16 protein-coding genes are annotated in these 15,155 nt (G+C 72.0%); 14 read left to right on the forward strand and 2 right to left on the reverse strand.

All coding sequences use genetic code 11. The features are described 5' to 3' along the window. Window positions 1–12 precede the first annotated feature (12 nt). From AB0881_RS21970 to AB0881_RS22025, 12 genes are all read left to right on the forward strand, one after another. On the forward strand, window positions 13–849 hold the full coding sequence (locus tag AB0881_RS21970; RefSeq protein WP_366619368.1) for an ABC transporter permease: 837 nt from the start codon (window positions 13–15) through the stop codon (window positions 847–849). A gap of 7 nt (window positions 850–856) precedes the next feature. Continuing rightward, window positions 857–2,149, forward strand: a complete 1,293-nt coding sequence (locus AB0881_RS21975) for an MCE family protein (RefSeq protein ID WP_366619294.1) — start codon at window positions 857–859, stop codon at window positions 2,147–2,149. After that, on the forward strand, window positions 2,146–3,198 hold the full coding sequence (locus AB0881_RS21980) for an MCE family protein (RefSeq protein ID WP_366619296.1): 1,053 nt from the start codon (window positions 2,146–2,148) through the stop codon (window positions 3,196–3,198). The genes AB0881_RS21975 and AB0881_RS21980 overlap by 4 nt, the downstream gene beginning before the upstream one ends. Beyond that, the gene (locus AB0881_RS21985; RefSeq protein ID WP_366619298.1) at window positions 3,195–4,325 is read left to right on the forward strand and encodes an MCE family protein; all 1,131 of its coding nucleotides are present in this window, start codon (window positions 3,195–3,197) and stop codon (window positions 4,323–4,325) included. The genes AB0881_RS21980 and AB0881_RS21985 overlap by 4 nt, the downstream gene beginning before the upstream one ends. An 11-nt stretch (window positions 4,326–4,336) precedes the next feature. After that, the gene (locus AB0881_RS21990; RefSeq protein WP_366619299.1) at window positions 4,337–5,575 is read left to right on the forward strand and encodes an MCE family protein; all 1,239 of its coding nucleotides are present in this window, start codon (window positions 4,337–4,339) and stop codon (window positions 5,573–5,575) included. Further along, entirely contained in the window at window positions 5,572–6,786 is a 1,215-nt protein-coding gene (locus AB0881_RS21995) for an MCE family protein (protein WP_366619301.1), read from the forward strand. The genes AB0881_RS21990 and AB0881_RS21995 overlap by 4 nt, the downstream gene beginning before the upstream one ends. Then, a complete protein-coding gene (locus AB0881_RS22000; protein WP_366619303.1) occupies window positions 6,786–8,033 on the forward strand; it encodes an MlaD family protein in 1,248 nt (415 codons plus the stop codon). Before AB0881_RS21995 ends, AB0881_RS22000 begins: the two co-directional genes overlap by 1 nt. Continuing rightward, a complete protein-coding gene (locus AB0881_RS22005; protein WP_366619305.1) occupies window positions 8,030–8,524 on the forward strand; it encodes a hypothetical protein in 495 nt (164 codons plus the stop codon). The genes AB0881_RS22000 and AB0881_RS22005 overlap by 4 nt, the downstream gene beginning before the upstream one ends. 11 nt (window positions 8,525–8,535) lie before the next feature. Continuing rightward, window positions 8,536–9,096 (forward strand): hypothetical protein, encoded by a 561-nt coding sequence (locus AB0881_RS22010; RefSeq protein ID WP_366619307.1) that lies wholly within the window; start codon window positions 8,536–8,538, stop codon window positions 9,094–9,096. A 20-nt stretch (window positions 9,097–9,116) separates the two neighbouring features. Further along, entirely contained in the window at window positions 9,117–9,986 is an 870-nt protein-coding gene (locus tag AB0881_RS22015) for a hypothetical protein (RefSeq protein ID WP_366619309.1), read from the forward strand. Window positions 9,987–9,997: 11 nt separating this feature from the next. Further along, window positions 9,998–10,531: a hypothetical protein gene (locus tag AB0881_RS22020; protein WP_366619311.1), complete on the forward strand. Its 534-nt coding sequence runs from the start codon at window positions 9,998–10,000 to the stop codon at window positions 10,529–10,531. 71 nt (window positions 10,532–10,602) lie between these two features. Next, a complete protein-coding gene (locus tag AB0881_RS22025) occupies window positions 10,603–11,592 on the forward strand; it encodes a DUF4192 domain-containing protein (RefSeq protein ID WP_366619312.1) in 990 nt (329 codons plus the stop codon). Window positions 11,593–11,919: 327 nt separating this feature from the next. Here the strand turns inward: AB0881_RS22025 and AB0881_RS22030 are convergent, their stop codons facing one another. Beyond that, window positions 11,920–12,828: an NADP-dependent oxidoreductase gene (locus AB0881_RS22030; RefSeq protein ID WP_366619313.1), complete on the reverse strand. Its 909-nt coding sequence runs from the start codon at window positions 12,826–12,828 to the stop codon at window positions 11,920–11,922. A gap of 118 nt (window positions 12,829–12,946) precedes the next feature. Continuing rightward, entirely contained in the window at window positions 12,947–13,318 is a 372-nt protein-coding gene (locus AB0881_RS22035; RefSeq protein ID WP_366619315.1) for a hypothetical protein, read from the reverse strand. A 184-nt stretch (window positions 13,319–13,502) separates the two neighbouring features. Here AB0881_RS22035 and AB0881_RS22040 point away from each other — a divergent pair, with 184 nt between their 5' ends. Together AB0881_RS22040 and AB0881_RS22045 are read left to right on the forward strand one after the other, a co-directional pair. Then, window positions 13,503–14,396, forward strand: a complete 894-nt coding sequence (locus AB0881_RS22040) for a polysaccharide deacetylase family protein (protein ID WP_366619318.1) — start codon at window positions 13,503–13,505, stop codon at window positions 14,394–14,396. 53 nt (window positions 14,397–14,449) lie between these two features. Continuing rightward, on the forward strand, window positions 14,450–14,983 hold the full coding sequence (locus tag AB0881_RS22045) for a DUF1707 and DUF4870 domain-containing protein (protein WP_366619320.1): 534 nt from the start codon (window positions 14,450–14,452) through the stop codon (window positions 14,981–14,983). The last annotated feature ends 172 nt before the right edge of the window (window positions 14,984–15,155 follow it).

The following is a 15,155-nucleotide window of genomic DNA, read 5'->3' on the forward strand; positions in this document are numbered from 1 at the left end:
ACCGGCTCACTGATGCGCGGACCCGGGTCCGCGATCCGCCGGCCCGGGTCCTGGTTCGCCTGGCTCGACCAGCCCGGCGACCAGCTCGGCTTCTACGTGCGGGCGCTGCTGTGGACGCCGCGCGCCCTGCGCCGCTACCTCAAGGAGGTGCAGCGGCTGCTGGGCGAGGTCGCGTTCGGCTCCGGCGCCCTGGCGGTGATCGGCGGGACGGTCGGCGTCATGTTCGCGATGACGCTGTTCACCGGCGTCGTCGTCGGCCTCCAGGGGTACGCGGCGCTCAACCAGATCGGGACCTCGGCGTTCACCGGCTTCGTGTCGGCCTACTTCAACACCCGCGAGATCGCGCCGCTGGTGGCCGGGCTGGCGCTGTCGGCGACGGTCGGGGCGGGCTTCACCGCCCAGCTCGGCGCGATGCGGATCAACGAGGAGATCGACGCGCTGGAGGGCATGGGCATCCCGTCCATGCCGTACCTGGTCACCACCCGGATCATCGCCGGCACGGTGGCGATCATCCCGCTGTACGGGATCGGGCTGCTGTCGTCGTACCTGGCGTCCAGGCAGATCACGATCTGGGTGAACGGGCAGTCCGCCGGCACCTACGACCACTACTTCAACGTGTTCCTGTCGCCGACGGACGTGGTCCTGTCGTTCCTGAAAGTGCTGATCTTCAGCGTGATGGTGATCCTGGCGCACTGCTACTACGGCTACCGGGCGGCCGGCGGCCCGGCGGGCGTCGGTGTCGCGGTCGGCCGCGCGGTCCGTACCGCGATCGTGCTGATCAGCGTCACCGACTTCTTCCTCAGCCTGGCGATCTGGGGCGCCACCACGACGGTGAAGGTGGCGGGGTGAGCGGGCGATGAGCATGGGCGAGGGCAAGAGCGAGAGCGCGATCGCGGTACTGTCCCGGCGGCTGCAGGGCGTGGTGTTCCTGCTCGTCCCCGCGCTGCTGGTGTGGCTGGCCGTCGCGATCTACCAGAAGCGGTTCACCGACGCCACGATGGTCACGCTGCGGACCGGGTCGGTGGGCAACGAGATGCACCGGCACGCCGACGTCAAGGTGCGCGGCGTCGTCGTCGGCGAGGTCCGTGAGATCAGCGCCGACGGCGCGGGCGCCCGCCTCACGCTGGCGCTCAAGCCCGAGTCGGTCCGGCACATCCCCGCGAACGTCAGCGCGCAGATGCTCCCGACGACGCTGTTCGGGCAGCGGTTCGTGGCGCTGCTGGCGCCGGCGGCGCCGGCCCCCTCGCCGATCCGCGAGGGAAGCGTCATCAGCGAGGACCGCACGGCCAACGCGGTCGAGCTGCAGGAGGTCATCAACAACACGCTGCCGCTGCTCACCGCCGTCCAGCCGGCGAAGCTGTCGGCGACGCTGACCGCGATGTCGACGGCGCTGGAGGGGCGCGGGCACGAGCTGGGCGAGACGCTGGTGACGCTGGACGCGTACCTGAAGAAGTTCAACCCCGAGCTGCCCGCCCTCAACCGCAACATCCGCGAGCTGGTGGAGTTCACGCACCACTACAGCGAGGCGACGCCCGACATCCTGGACGCCCTGTACGACTTCAGCGCGACCAGCCGCACGGTCGTCGACCAGCGCCGCAACCTCAGCGACCTGTACTCCACCGTCACCGGCGGCGCCCAGGACCTCACCACGTTCCTGCGGCAGAACTCCGGCAACATGATCCGCCTCGCGGACCACAGCCGGGCGCCGCTGGAGGTGCTGGCGCGGTACTCGCCCGAGTTCCCCTGCGTGTTCTCGATGCTGAACGACTTCAAGCCCAGGATGGACAAGGCCCTCGGCAAGGGCACCGACCGGCCCGGCATCAGGGCCGAGATCACCTCCGTGCCGTCCAAGGGCCGCTACGTCCCGGGCCGCGACACGCCGCGCTACACCGCGGGCGGCGGGCCGCGCTGCTACCCGCTCCCGTACGACCCCGCCGGCGGCACCGCGCCGCGGGCCGCGCCGCCCGGCCGGGTCACCCCGGTCGCCATCGTGCCCGGCGCGCTCGGGCTGCCCAACTCGCCGCAGGAGAACCAGCTGGTGAACGAGCTGCTCGCCCCGGGCCTGCGGGAGGTCCCGTCGAACCTCCCCGACTGGAGCAGCGTCCTGGTCGGCCCGGTCTACCGGGGGGCGGAGGTGAACGTCCGATGAGGATGAACGTCAAGGGCCTCGGCGGCCCGCTGGTCAAGTCGTTCCTGTTCGTGGTCGTGACCGTCACCGCCACCGCCGTGCTGGCGATCAGCATCGCCAACACCGGAGTCGGCAACGCCGACCGCTACAAGGCGCGGTTCAGCGACGTGACCGGGCTGATCGAGGGCGACAGCATCCGGATCGCGGGCGTGCGGGTCGGGCAGGTCACCGAGATCGAGGTGGTGAACCGGCGGCAGGCGCAGGTGGAGTTCAGCGTGCAGCGCGGCCGCCGGCTGCCGTCGTCCACCAAGGCCACGATCAAGTACCTGAACCTGGTCGGCCAGCGCTACATCGAGCTGGACCGCGGCACCGGCGCGCCGGGCGCGACGATGGCGCGGGGGAGCACGATCCCGCTGGAGCGCACGACGCCCGCGCTGAACCTGACGCAGCTGTTCAACGGCTTCCAGCCGCTGTTCCAGGCGCTGTCGCCCGCCGACGTCAACCAGCTGGCGGGCGAGATCATCCAGGTGCTCCAGGGCGAGGGGCCGACGATGGACTCGCTGCTGCGCACGGTCGCGTCCCTGACCAGCACGCTGGCCGGCAAGGACCAGGTGATCGGCCAGGTCATCGACAACCTCAACGAGGTGCTGGAGACGATCAACGCGCGCGGCGACCAGCTCGCCGACCTGATCGTCACGCTGCGCCGGCTGACGTCCGGGCTGGCCGCCGACCGCAAGCCCCTCGGCGAGGCGATCGGCGCGATGTCCGCGCTGACCAACAGCACCGCCGACCTGCTCCAGGTGGGCCGCGCGCCGCTGAAGGACAGCATCGGCCAGCTCGGCCGCCTGTCGGACGAGCTCGCCGACGAGAGCCCCGAGATCGAGCGGTTCCTGCGGACGGTGCCCGGCAAGAGCGCCACCATCGCCCGGCTCGCCTCGTACGGGTCCTGGCTCAACCTCTACATGTGCCAGGCCACCGTCACCGGCGCCACCTACACCGACGGCCGCCCGCCGCCCACCGGCGTCCCGATCGGAGACGACGAAGTGACACGATGTGGAGGCCGGGAATGAGCGGCACGAACGGACCCCCGGGCCCGGCCCCGGCCGGCCGCCCGGCGGCGACGGCGCTGCCGCCGCTGAAGAGGCCGCGCGGCGGCCGGCTGCGCAAGCCCATCAGGGAGCGCAACCCCATCGGCGTCGCCGTCGTCGGGCTGGCGATCATCCTGGTGCTCGGCATGCTGGCCTACCGCGCCGACGACCTGCCGGTCATCGGCGGCGGCACGAAGTACACCGCCGACTTCCGGGAGGCGGCCGGCCTCAGGCCCGACGACGAGGTACGGGTCGCCGGCGTCAAGGTCGGCGAGGTCACGGACGTGGAGCTGGACGGCGCCAAGGTCAAGGTCACGTTCCGGGTCCGGGACACCTGGATCGGCAGCGCCAGCACCGCCGGAATCATGATCAAGACGCTGCTCGGCGCGAAGTACCTGGCGATCGATCCGCTCGGGCCGACCGCGCAGGACCCGGGCCGGCGCATCCCGCTCAGCCGGACGGTGTCGCCGTACGACGTCACCCAGGCGTTCCAGGACCTCTCGGGCACCATCGACCGGCTCGACACCGTGCAGCTCGCGCAGAGCCTGGACACGATCGCCGACACGTTCCAGAACACCGCGCCGAGCGTGCGCAAGGCGCTGGACGGCCTGTCGGCGCTGTCCCGGACGATCTCCACCCGGGACGCCCAGCTGGCCCGGCTGCTCGCCAACGCCAAGCAGGTCACCGGGGTGCTGGCCGAGCAGAGCGCGGAGTTCGAGGCGCTGCTGCGCGACGGCAACCTGCTGCTGGCCGAGCTGCGCCGGCGGCGCGAGGCCATCCACGGGCTGCTGGTCGGCTCGCAGGCGCTCGCCCGCCAGCTGTCCGGGCTCGTCTCCGACAACGAGCGGCAGCTCCAGCCGACCCTCCAGGCGCTCGACCGCATCACCGACGTGCTCCAGCGCAACCAGGACAACCTGAACCGCGCGCTCGCGGTGGCGGGACCGTACAACCGGCTCCTGGGCAACGCGCTCGGCAACGGCCGCTGGATGGACGGCTACCTGTGCGGCGTCGTGCCCAAGGAGTACCAGGCGCCGAACACGCCGCCGGAGAACGGCTGCATGCCGCCCAGGCCGGGCGGCGGCGCCGCGGGGACGGGGGCGGGCCGGTGAAGCTCAGGGCGATGACGATCGACAACGCGATGCGCGGCGGGACGTGGCGGGAGCGCCGCCGCACCGTGATCGCGCTCATCATGGCCGTGGTCCTGATGGCGGTCGCGCTCGCGGCGGTCGCCGGCGGCCCGGCGGGACGGCGGATCACCGCGTACTTCGCCGCGGCGGTCGGCGTGTACCCGGGGTCGGACGTGCGGATCCTCGGCGTCAAGGTCGGCACGATCGACGAGGTCACGCCGATCGGCACCCGCGTCCGGACGCGGCTGACGCTGGACGACGACACCCCGATCCCGGCCGACGTCAAGGCCGTGGTGGTCGCGCCGAGCGTCGTCGCCGACCGCTACATCCAGCTGACGCCGGCGTACCAGGGCGGCCCCAAGTACGACCCGAGCGTCCCGATCGACGTGAACCGGACGGCGACGCCGGTCGAGCTGGACCAGCTCTACGACAGCCTCAAGCGGATCACCGGCGACCTCGGCCCGAAGGGCGCCAACTCCAACGGCGCCCTCTCGCGCGCCCTCCAGGTCGGCGCCGAGAACCTCAACGGCAACGGCGAGGCGTTCAACGACACGATCGCGCAGCTCGGGCAGGCCAGCCGGACGCTGGCCGGCAACAGCGGCGACCTGTTCGCCACGATCGCCAACCTGCAGAAGTTCACGACGATGATCAAGAACAACGACGCGCAGGTGCGGCAGGCCGAACGGCAGCTGGCGGACGTGACCGGGTTCCTCGCCGCCGACCGCGACGAGCTGGGCGCCGCGCTCCGCGAGCTGGCGATCGCGCTCGGCCAGGTCCGCACCTTCATCCGCGACAACCGGGCGCTGCTGAAGAAGGACGTCGACAAGCTCGCGTCCCTCACCCAGGTCCTGGTGAACCAGCGCGCCTCGCTCGCGGAGGCGTTCGACACCCTGCCGCTGACCGCGACGAACTTCCTCAACGCCTACGACCCGGCCACCCGCACGCTGATGGGACGCGGCAACCTGAACGAGATCAGCATGGGCCCGATCAGCGGCGCGTCGGCGGCCGGCTCGGCGCTGGCGGCACTCGGCCAGGGCACCGCCAGCCCGGTGTGCGCCTCCGCCGCGGCAAGCGAGACCACGAAGGCCCTATGCGAGAAGCAGCGGGCCGGGAGCATGACCCCCGTACCGGAGGGGGCCACCGGGATCCTGCCGCCGATGCCGCTGCCGGCCGTGGGCGACACGTACGGGAACCAGGGCGGCGGCAAGGGCAGCAAGGGGGGCGGCCGATGAAGACCCGCGTGGCGGCGCTGGCCACCGCGAGCGCCGCGTTCCTCAGCGGCTGCGGCGGCGGGTTCACCGGCGTCCAGGACCTCCCGCTGCCCGGCGGCGCCGATCTCGGCGACGACCCGTACACGGTCACCGCCGAGTTCGCCAACGTGCTCGACCTCGTCCCGCAGGCCGCGGTGAAGGTGAACGACGTCGCGGTCGGCCGGGTCTCCAAGGTGTCGCTGCCGCTCAACGGCTGGACGGCGCGCGTCACCCTCCTGGTCAACGGGAGCGTGAGGCTGCCCGCCAACGCGACCGCGCGCCTGGAGCAGTCCAGCCTGCTGGGCGAGAAGTACATCCAGCTCGCCGCGCCGCCCGCCGGCGCCACCGGGACGCTCGCGGACGGCGCCAACATCCCCGCCTCCCGCACGAACCGCAACGTGGAGGTGGAGGAGGTGTTCGGCGCGCTGTCGCTGCTGCTGAACGGCGGCGGCCTCCCACAGATGCGGACCATCGCCCGCGAGCTCAACAACGCGCTCAGCGGCAACGAACCCGAGATCAAGTCGGTCCTGAAACGCATCAACGAGCTGACCGCGAGCCTCGACTCCAACAAGGGGAACATCGTCGCGGCGCTCGACGGCCTCAACCGGCTCTCCGCCACCCTGGCCGCCCGCAAGCAGAAGCTCGGGACCGTGCTGAGCGACCTCAGCCCGGGCATGAAGGTCCTGGAGGAGCAGCGCGGCGCCCTGATCACCATGCTGCGGCAGTTCGAGGACCTGTCGGACGTCGCGGTACGCACCATCAACGCCTCCAAGGACGACATGGTCGCCGACCTGCGCGCGCTGGCCCCCACGCTCAAGAAGCTCGCCGACGCGGGCGAGGACCTGCCCAAGTCCCTCGAAGTGCTGTTCACCTACCCGTTCACGGACGAGGTGATGAACGCCGTCAAGGGCGACTACCTGAACGTGTACCTGTCGGTGGCCGCGGTGCCCGGCACGAAGATCATCCCGCTGATCGACGAGGAGGCGCCGCCCACGGCGAAGAAGAAGCGGACGACCGAGGTGCGCGACACTCCGACGCTGCCGCTGCCGCCGGTCGACACGCCCGAGGTCGTCCAGCCGCCGGTCGCGCCGGGCACGCCCTCCGGCACCCCGAGCCGGAGCCCGAGCGCCCCGCCGCCGTCCTCCGGCGGTGGCGGCGGGATCTTCCCCGAACTCCCGGGAGGCGGCGGCTGATGCTGACCCTCGCGACCAGGATCAGGACGCTGGCGTTCGTCGTCATCTCGGTGTCGGTGATCGCGTTCATCGGCGCCAGGTACGCCGACCTCGGCCGGTTCGTCGGCATGCGCGGCTACTACGTCGCCAAGCTCGAACTGGCCGAGACCGGCGGGCTGTTCCCCGGCTCCAACATCACCTACCGGGGGGTGTCGGTCGGCCGCGTCGGCGAACTGCACCTCACCGGCGACGGCGTCGTCGCCGACCTCAAGATCGACGACTCCGCGCCGCGGATCCCGGCGAACCTGCGCGCCGTCGTCGCCAACCTGTCGGCCGTCGGCGAGCAGTACGTGGACCTTCGCCCCGCCAACAGCAGCGCGCCGTACCTGCGCGACGGAGCCGTGATCCCGCGCTCCACCACCAGCACCCCGGCCCCGGTCACCGACCTGCTCAAGGCGGCCAACGACTTCACCCGCTCGGTCCCCACGACCGCGCTCCAGACCGTCGTGAACGAGTTCTACCTCGCGTTCAACGGCCAGGGCCCGAACCTCCAGGCGCTGATGGACGCGCAGAACGAGTTCATCCGCGCCGCCGACGCCAACATCGACCCCACCAGCACGCTCATCCGCGACGGCGAGCTGGCCCTGCGCACCCAGAACCAGGAGGCCGCCGCGCTCAAGGCGTTCGCCGGGAACGCCCGGCTGCTGGCCGAGCAGCTGCGCACCTCGGACTCCGACCTGCGCAAGCTGATCGCCGTCGCGCCGCAGGCGTCCACCGAGGTGACGGGCCTGCTGCGCGACCTCGATCCCAGCCTCAGCGTCGTCATCGCGAACCTGCTCACCGTCTCCGACCTCGCGGTCACCCGCGTGGACGGCCTGGAAGAGCTCATGGTGCGCCTCCCCGGCGTCGTCGCCGCCGGCTCCACGATCGTCCAGGACGACGGCACGCTCCGGTTCGGGATGGCGACCACGTTCTTCAACCCGCTGCCCTGCATGCGCGGGTACGGCGGCACCACGTATCGGAACGGGCTCAACCTCTCCGCCGCGCCGCCGCTCAACACCGGCGCCCGCTGCACGATGCCCGCCTCGTCCGGCGTGAACGTGCGCGGCTCGGCCAACGCCCCCAAGGGCGGCGTTCCCGTACCCGCCCGTCCCGGCTCGCTGGGCGCCGCCGGCGCCGCCGCCCTTCCCGGCGCGCTCGGCCTCCCCGGCGTCGAACCCCGCGAGCCCGATATGGCCGACCTGCTCGGCTTGAGGGGGGAACGATGAAGCGCGTCCCGTACGTCCTCCTCGCCCTGTCCGTCGCGTTCCTGGCCTGGTCCTGCTGGACGTTCTGGGACATGCGGCAGGGCGAGCCCCAGGACATGGCCCGCGACCGCGACCAGGCGGTCACCGCCGCGAAGAACCAGCTCGCGGCCCTCAACTCGATGGACGCCAAGCGCGTCGACCAGGGCCTCCAGAGCTGGCTGGACTCCTCCACCGGCCCCCTGCACGACGAGCTGAAACGCACCCGGCCCGAGAGCAGGCAGAAGATCCAGAAGGCCGCCACCACGGCGAACGGGAAGGTCGTCGACGCCGCGCTGACCGCGCTCGACCGGCGCTCCGGCTCCGCCCGGGTCATCGCCACCGTCCGCATCGAGGTGACCCGGCCCGGCGCCGCCCCGACCGTGGAGCGCAAGCGCTACGACGCCGCGCTGGCCCGTACCGCGGCCGGCTGGAAGCTCAAGTCCCTGACCGCGCTCCCGGCCAACGCCCGGTGAGGGAGGACCCCGTGACCACCGACACCGACACCGCCGAGGCCGAGGTCGAGGCGCCGCCCGCCGCGAAGAGGAGGGTCCCGCGGCACCGGCTCGTCCTGGCCGCCGCCGTGATCGTCGCCCTCGCCGCCGGGGGCCTTCTCGCGTTCACCGAGAAGCAGCGCGGCGCGTCCCCGTCCGCCAACCGGGCCCTGGTCGACGCCGAGGCCACCGCGAAGGCCGTCGGGGACGTCAGCAACGCGCTGGTCAAGGTGCTCTCGTACCAGCACGGCGATGTCGCCGCCACCGAGAAGGCCGCCGCGCAACTCCTGGAGGGCAAGGCCGCCGGCCAGTACCGCGCCCTGTACGGCCAGGTGAAGGCGCAGGCCCCGGCCCAGCGGCTCACCCTGACCACCCGCGTCGTCCGCGCCGGCGTGACCCGCCTGTCCGGCGACACCGCCCACCTCCTGGTCTTCCTCGACCAGGTGAGCACCCGCAACGGCAAACCGGCCGGCGGCACCGCCGCCGCCCAGCTCGCGATCACCGCCCGCCTCCGCGACGGCCAGTGGCGCATCACCGAGATCCGGTCGAGCTGACGACGACATGAGGTGACCACGTGAGCAAGACCGATTTTGAGAAGGACCTCGAGGTCAAGGAGCCGGAGGCCAGAGAACCCGAGGCCAAGGAACCCGAGGCCAAGGGACCCGAGGCCAAGGGACCCGAGGCCAGAGAACCCGAGGCCAAGGAACCCGAGGACACGGCGGCCGAGGAGCCGGAGAAGGCCGCCGCCAGCGAGCCGGGGCCGCAGGAGTCCGCGAGCGAGGAGAAGCCGGAAGCCGACGGTGAGCAGCCGCCGGACGACGAAGGCGAGAAGGCCGAGAAGGCGGCGGAGGACGGCAAGGAGCCGGACGACGAGGACGGCGAGAAGAAACAGACGAAGAAGAAGGAGGAGTCGAAGACCGGCGAGCGACCGGCGCCCCCGGACGGGAAACGCAAGGCGGCGATGGCGCTGGCGGTCGTCGCGGCCGTGTGCGCCGCATGGTTCGGATGGTCCTGGTACGCGGCGGCGCACGACGACTCCCTCGGCTTCTCGCGCGAGCGCGACGAGGTGCTGCGGGCGGGCGAGCAGGCCGTGCAGAACCTCAACACCCTCGACCACCGCTCCCTCGACCAAGGGCTGAAGCTGTGGCAGGACTCCTCGACCAGCGAGCTGTACCAGGAGATCGTCCAGGGGCGGCCGCAGTTCGAGAAGGCCGTCCGGAAGGCCCAGACGATCACCTCGGCGAAGGTCCTGGACGCGGCCGTGACCGAACTCGACCAGCACGCAGGCAAGGCGAGCGTGATCGTCGGCCTGCAGATCACGGTGACGCCGCCCAAGGGCGAACCGGCCGTCAAGAAGACCCGGCTGATGGGGCAGCTCACCCGTACCTCCACCGGATGGAAGCTCAGCGCCCTGTCCCAGGCCCCCGTGGGAGGCGCGGGGTGAAAGGACGACCCGTGAAGAAGTTCGGCGCCCTCTGGCGGCACCCCCGCGTCCCGATCGTCCTGGCGGTCGTCACGGTCCTCCTGGGCGGCCTGGCCGCCTGGTCGGCCCGCCAGGCGCACACGCTCAGGAGCGGCACGACGGCCGAGAACGTCGCGCTGACCGACAACGCCCGTACGAGCGAGCTCAAGGGCGAGGTCCAGGACATCGTCAACACGGTCTTCTCGTACAACTACACCGACGTCGGCAAGACCGAACGCGCCGCGCAGACGCTCCTGACGGGCAAGGCCGTCCAGCAGTACAACGAGATGATCGCCATGGTGCGGAAGCAGGCGCCCGAGCAGAAGCTGGTGCTCACCACCACGGTCACCGACAGCGGCGTGCGCATGCTGTCCGGCGACCGCGCGCGCCTCCTCGTCTTCGCCGACCAGCGGAGCACCCGTACCGACAAGAACCAGACCGCCTACTCGGCCGCGATGTTCTCCGTGGGCGCCGTCCACCGGAACGACCGCTGGCAGATCGAGAACATCGACACGTTCATGAAGTAGATCCGCCGCGGTTATCCACAGTTGCCGGCACCCCTTACGAGGAGGTCACCCGCCCGGCGACAGTCGATGGCATGACGGAGACCTCCCACCGGACCCCGATGCGGATCCGGTCCATTCCCGACGCCATCGCCGCCGTCCCCTACCTGCTGGGCTTCCACCCCGCCGACAGCATGATCGTGATCGGCTTCGGCGGCCCGCACCACACCTGCGCCGTCCGCGTGGACTTACCGCCCCTGGACGACCCGGCCGCGCACGCCCGTACCGCCGGGCATGCCGCCGGGGTCCTCGGCGGCGGCGGTCTCCACCGTGCCCTCGTCCTCGGGTACGGCGCCCGCCACCGCGTCGAGCCGGCCTTCGCCGCCATCCGCGACACCCTGCCCCTCGAGATCGTGGACGCCGCCCGCGTCGCCGACGGCCGCTGGTGGTCGCTCGTCTGCGACGTCCCCGACTGCTGCCCGCCCGGCGGCACGCCGTACGACATCGCCTCCAGCGTCGTCGCGGCCGAGGCCACCCTCGCCGGCAGGGTCGCCCTTCCCGGCCGTTCCGAACTCGCGAGCACGGTCGCTCCCCTCCAGGGCCCCGCCCGCGACTCCATGCGCCGCGCGACCCTCCAGGCGGAACGGCGCCTCCGCTCCCAGGACCCCGCGGCCCTCCGCGACGAGGCCCTCGCCCTCCTCCACCGCCTGCGCCGCGCACCGTCCCCCGCCTACGAGGAGATCGCGTGGCTGGGCGTCCTGCTCACCGACCTCCGCATCCGCGACGAGGCCTTCGTCCGCATCGATCTCGACGACCCGTCCGCCGACATCGCCTTCTGGCGCACCGTCCTCCGCCACGTCGAGGAGCCGTACGCCGCCGCCCCGGCCTGCCTCCTGGCCCGCGCCGCGTATGCCGCCGGCGACGGCGGCCTCGCCAACATCGCCCTCGACCGGGCCGACCCCGACTACTCCATGGCGATCCTCCTCCAGGCCGTCATCGCCGCCGGCATCCCACCCGACGACCCCCGCCTACGCATGACCCCAGAAGAACTCTCCGACATCTACGCCGCCCAAGAAGACCCATAGCCCACCCCACCCGTACGACCCTCCCCACGCCCCTCCGCCGCGCTCCAGAGCACGGCACTGCGGCGGCCGCCTACGCGGTGCCGTTCAAGTCGGGGCGCCATTCGCGGGGCGATTCCGAAGTGCCGGAGGGGTTCGGTCCGAATCAAGACCAGCCGGACAAGGGAAACCGTCGCGGCTGAGAAAGGAGTGAAAGTGATCTGGGGCAGGTGCGGTCGGTGCGGCGCCGGCGGCGTGGGCCTTCCTTAGCCGGGGCGATCGCCGTGACCCGTCCATCCGCTCGGGGCCGGGGGCTCCCTGCCGGGTCCGTGCGGCGGGCTCGCCTCCGGGTCAGTCCATGAGGAGAACGATCTTGCCTCGGCCGTGGCCGGTGGCCGCCTCGCGGTGGGCGTCGGCGGCGCGGGAGAGGGGGTAGGCGTTGCGGACGTGGAGCCGGAGGCGGCCCTCCTCGTAGTGGCGGGCGGCCTCGGCGAGGCGCGCCGCGGAGCGCTTGAACGGCGTGACGCGGACGCCGAGCTCGGCGGCGCGCTCGTGCTCGACGAGCGTGATGATGCGGTCGCGGTCCTTGACGAGTTCGAGGGAGACCTGCAGGGCGTCGCCGCCGGCGCCGTCGAGGGCGGCGTCGACGCCGCCGGGCGCGGCGGCGCGGACGCGGCCTGCCAGGCCCTCGCCGTACGCGACCGGGATCGCACCGAGGGAACGCAGGTACTCGTGGTTGGCCTCGCTCGCGGTGCCGACGACCGTCGCGCCGACGATGCGCGCGAGCTGGACGGCGACCGTGCCCACGCCGCCGGCCGCCGCGTGGATGAGGACGGTGTCGCCCGGGCCGACGGCCATCTCCTCCAGGGCGATGTGCGGGGTCATCACGGCGGCCGGGAACCCGCCCGCGACCTCCCAGGGCATGCTCGCGGGCTTCGGTGTGACCTGATCGGCCGGGACGACGGCGTACTCGGCGTACGCGGTGAGCCGGGTGAAGCCGACCACCTCGGCCCCTAGGGCGAGCCCGGCGCCGTCGCCGACCTGGTCGATCACGCCCGCGAACTCGTTGCCCGGGATGCGGGGGAAGCCCTCGGGGGTGCCGGGCGGCGTCCAGCCCTCGCGGATCGCCACGTCGTACGGCTGGACGCCGGCGGCCCTGACCCGGACGCGGACCTCGCCCGGCCCGGCCTGCGGGTCCGGGACGTCCATCAGCCGCAGGACCTCGGGCCCGCCCGGTGCGGTGAACGCGGCAGCCTTCATGATTCGGTTCCCTTCGTCGATGACACCGGGAACGCTAGAACCTCAAGTTTGATCGAGGTCAATTCGCGGATCGCGAAGGGCTGGGAGGGGAAGGGTGGCCGGTAGTGGACGCGGGGTCTCAGGAGCGGACGGCCTCGCCGGGGGAGCCGGGGTCGATCCGGCGGTCGCGGTTGCGCTCGTTCCAGGCGCGCATGCGGGCCGGGTAGCCGACGATCTGGACGTCGTAGACCGGCAGGCCGAGGTCGCGGGCGACCTTGCCGATGACCTGGGGGGCGCCGACGCGGCGGCGGGTCCATTCGCCGTCGTGGGCGACGGCGACCGCGGTGGTGTCGGTGGCGAACGTCTCGGGCTCGACGTAGAACTCCACGCCCTGGCGGCTGCGCGCGAAGGCGATCAGTGCCTTGATGTCGTCGTCGGTGGCCTCCCGGTCGAGCCGGGTCACCGTGGAACCCCGGTTTTTGCGTATCCCGAATCGGTCCCGGAACCTCATCCGGCCTGTCCCGTCGTCTGATGCCGCTCCGGAACGGCTCCGGAGACACTGGGCGCGTATGACAATAACGACTGTCCAGCGGAATGGGGTTCCCGATTTCACGGCAATTCGCCGGGCCACCGGGAGTCGCGGGCTCTACACTGTCCGATCGGACTGATCATCGGGGAGCCCGTAAGGGAGTTTCATGACGCGCGGTGCCATCGTGACGCGGAAGTGGGCGGCGGTGGCTGCGGGGGTCGCCGTCTGCGGCTGGCTGAGCACGCTGGCGCCGGCGACGAGCGCCGCGGCGGCGCGTCCGGCCGAGCGCCCGCCGGCCCGGACGGTCGCCGCTCCGAAGGCCCGGCCGAAGCCGACGCCCACCCCCACTCCCACACCCACCCCCAAGCCGCCGCCGGTCGACTGCCGGAAGGCCAAGTGCGTCGCGCTGACCTTCGACGACGGGCCGATGACCAGCACGTCGAGGCTGCTGGACCTGCTGGCCCGCGACAAGGTGAAGGCGACGTTCTTCCTGGTCGGGCGCAACGTCGAGGAGTACCCGGAGCTGGTGCGGCGGGAGGCCGCCGAGGGGCACGAGCTGGCCAACCACAGCTACTCGCACGCCGATCTCGGCCGGTCGTCGCAGGCGAAGGTGGCCGCCGAGCTGGAACGGACGCAGCACGCGATCCAGCGGGCCGCCGGGGTGACGCCCGTCCTGATGAGGCCGCCGTACGGGTCGACGGACAGGCAGGTCGCGGCGGTCACGAAGCGGCTGGGGCTCGCGCAGGTGCTGTGGACGGTCGACCCGCTGGACTGGCAGGTCCGCGACAGCGGGCGGGTCGAGCGCAAGGTCGTCGGCGGTACGCGCAATGGCACCATCGTGCTGATGCACGACATCCACGGGACGACCGTCGACGCGGTACCGGCGATCATCAAGCGGCTGGCGGCCAAGGGGTACGTGTTCGTGACCGTCTCCGAGCTGTACGGGAAGCCGCTCGCGCCCGGTAAGAAATACGTCGAGTTCACGCCGCCGGAGCCTTCTCCGAGCCCCTCCGCCACGCCGTCGGATCGTCCCTCGGGCGGGTCGGGTTCTCAGGGTTGATCCGGGGGTTTCCCGGATGGCGGCGGGACCCGCGGATGAGCGAGCATTGACGCATGAATAGCGGATATGCGGCGCCGGAACTACGGGTTTCCGACGCGGAGCGCGAGGCGGTCGTGGAACGGCTTCAGGAGGCGTACGCGGAGGGCCGCCTGGAGCATTCCGAGTTCGACGTGCGGATGCACCTGGCGATGACGTCCAAGACGCGTGGGGATCTCGACGCGGTGACGCGGGACCTGGGCGCGGGTCCGGCCGGTCGCGCGGGTCCGGCCGGGCTCGCCGGGCCGGACGCGCCGGCCACGGGGGAGGACCGGGTGCTGGCGGCGCTCGCGCACGGGCTGGGGGTGCCGACGCTGTTCCTCGGGCCGCTGGTGCTGATGCTGACGAGCGGGAAGCGGTCGGCGTACGTGCGGCGGCACGCGGCCGAGGCCGTCAACTTCCAGCTGACGCTGCTGCTGCTGACGATCGTGACGTTCGGGCTGGGCAGTGTCGTGTACGCGGTCGCGTGGGGGGTGGCGGCGGTGGCGGCCGTGGTGGGGCTGACCGGGGAGCGGTTCCGCTACCCGTGGATCCTGCGCCTGGTGAAGTGATCGAACCCGTCCGGGGACGGGGATCGGCAGGTGTCGCGGGGGCGGTTCGGGGGAAGCGTTAGAGCGGGCCGGTGGGAGGGAGGGGACGGTGCCCGCCATGCCCGGGCTGGGGCTTTATTCCCTTACGTCCCTGTGATCACCCTCTCGCCCTAAATATGTGGAACATACATGC

This window comes from Spirillospora sp. NPDC029432 (genome assembly GCF_040703975.1).
GTDB lineage: Bacteria > Actinomycetota > Actinomycetes > Streptosporangiales > Streptosporangiaceae > Spirillospora.

Coding starts and splice junctions, on each gene's coding strand:
- AB0881_RS21970 (WP_366619368.1), top strand. CDS start 13: ATGCGCGGACCCGGGTCCGCGATCCGCCGGCCCGGGTCCTGGTTCGCC.
- AB0881_RS21975 (WP_366619294.1), top strand. CDS start 857: ATGAGCATGGGCGAGGGCAAGAGCGAGAGCGCGATCGCGGTACTGTCC.
- AB0881_RS21980 (WP_366619296.1), top strand. CDS start 2,146: ATGAGGATGAACGTCAAGGGCCTCGGCGGCCCGCTGGTCAAGTCGTTC.
- AB0881_RS21985 (WP_366619298.1), top strand. CDS start 3,195: ATGAGCGGCACGAACGGACCCCCGGGCCCGGCCCCGGCCGGCCGCCCG.
- AB0881_RS21990 (WP_366619299.1), top strand. CDS start 4,337: ATGACGATCGACAACGCGATGCGCGGCGGGACGTGGCGGGAGCGCCGC.
- AB0881_RS21995 (WP_366619301.1), top strand. CDS start 5,572: ATGAAGACCCGCGTGGCGGCGCTGGCCACCGCGAGCGCCGCGTTCCTC.
- AB0881_RS22000 (WP_366619303.1), top strand. CDS start 6,786: ATGCTGACCCTCGCGACCAGGATCAGGACGCTGGCGTTCGTCGTCATC.
- AB0881_RS22005 (WP_366619305.1), top strand. CDS start 8,030: ATGAAGCGCGTCCCGTACGTCCTCCTCGCCCTGTCCGTCGCGTTCCTG.
- AB0881_RS22025 (WP_366619312.1), top strand. CDS start 10,603: ATGACGGAGACCTCCCACCGGACCCCGATGCGGATCCGGTCCATTCCC.
- AB0881_RS22030 (WP_366619313.1), bottom strand. CDS start 12,828: ATGAAGGCTGCCGCGTTCACCGCACCGGGCGGGCCCGAGGTCCTGCGG.
- AB0881_RS22035 (WP_366619315.1), bottom strand. CDS start 13,318: ATGAGGTTCCGGGACCGATTCGGGATACGCAAAAACCGGGGTTCCACG.
- AB0881_RS22040 (WP_366619318.1), top strand. CDS start 13,503: ATGACGCGCGGTGCCATCGTGACGCGGAAGTGGGCGGCGGTGGCTGCG.
- AB0881_RS22045 (WP_366619320.1), top strand. CDS start 14,450: ATGAATAGCGGATATGCGGCGCCGGAACTACGGGTTTCCGACGCGGAG.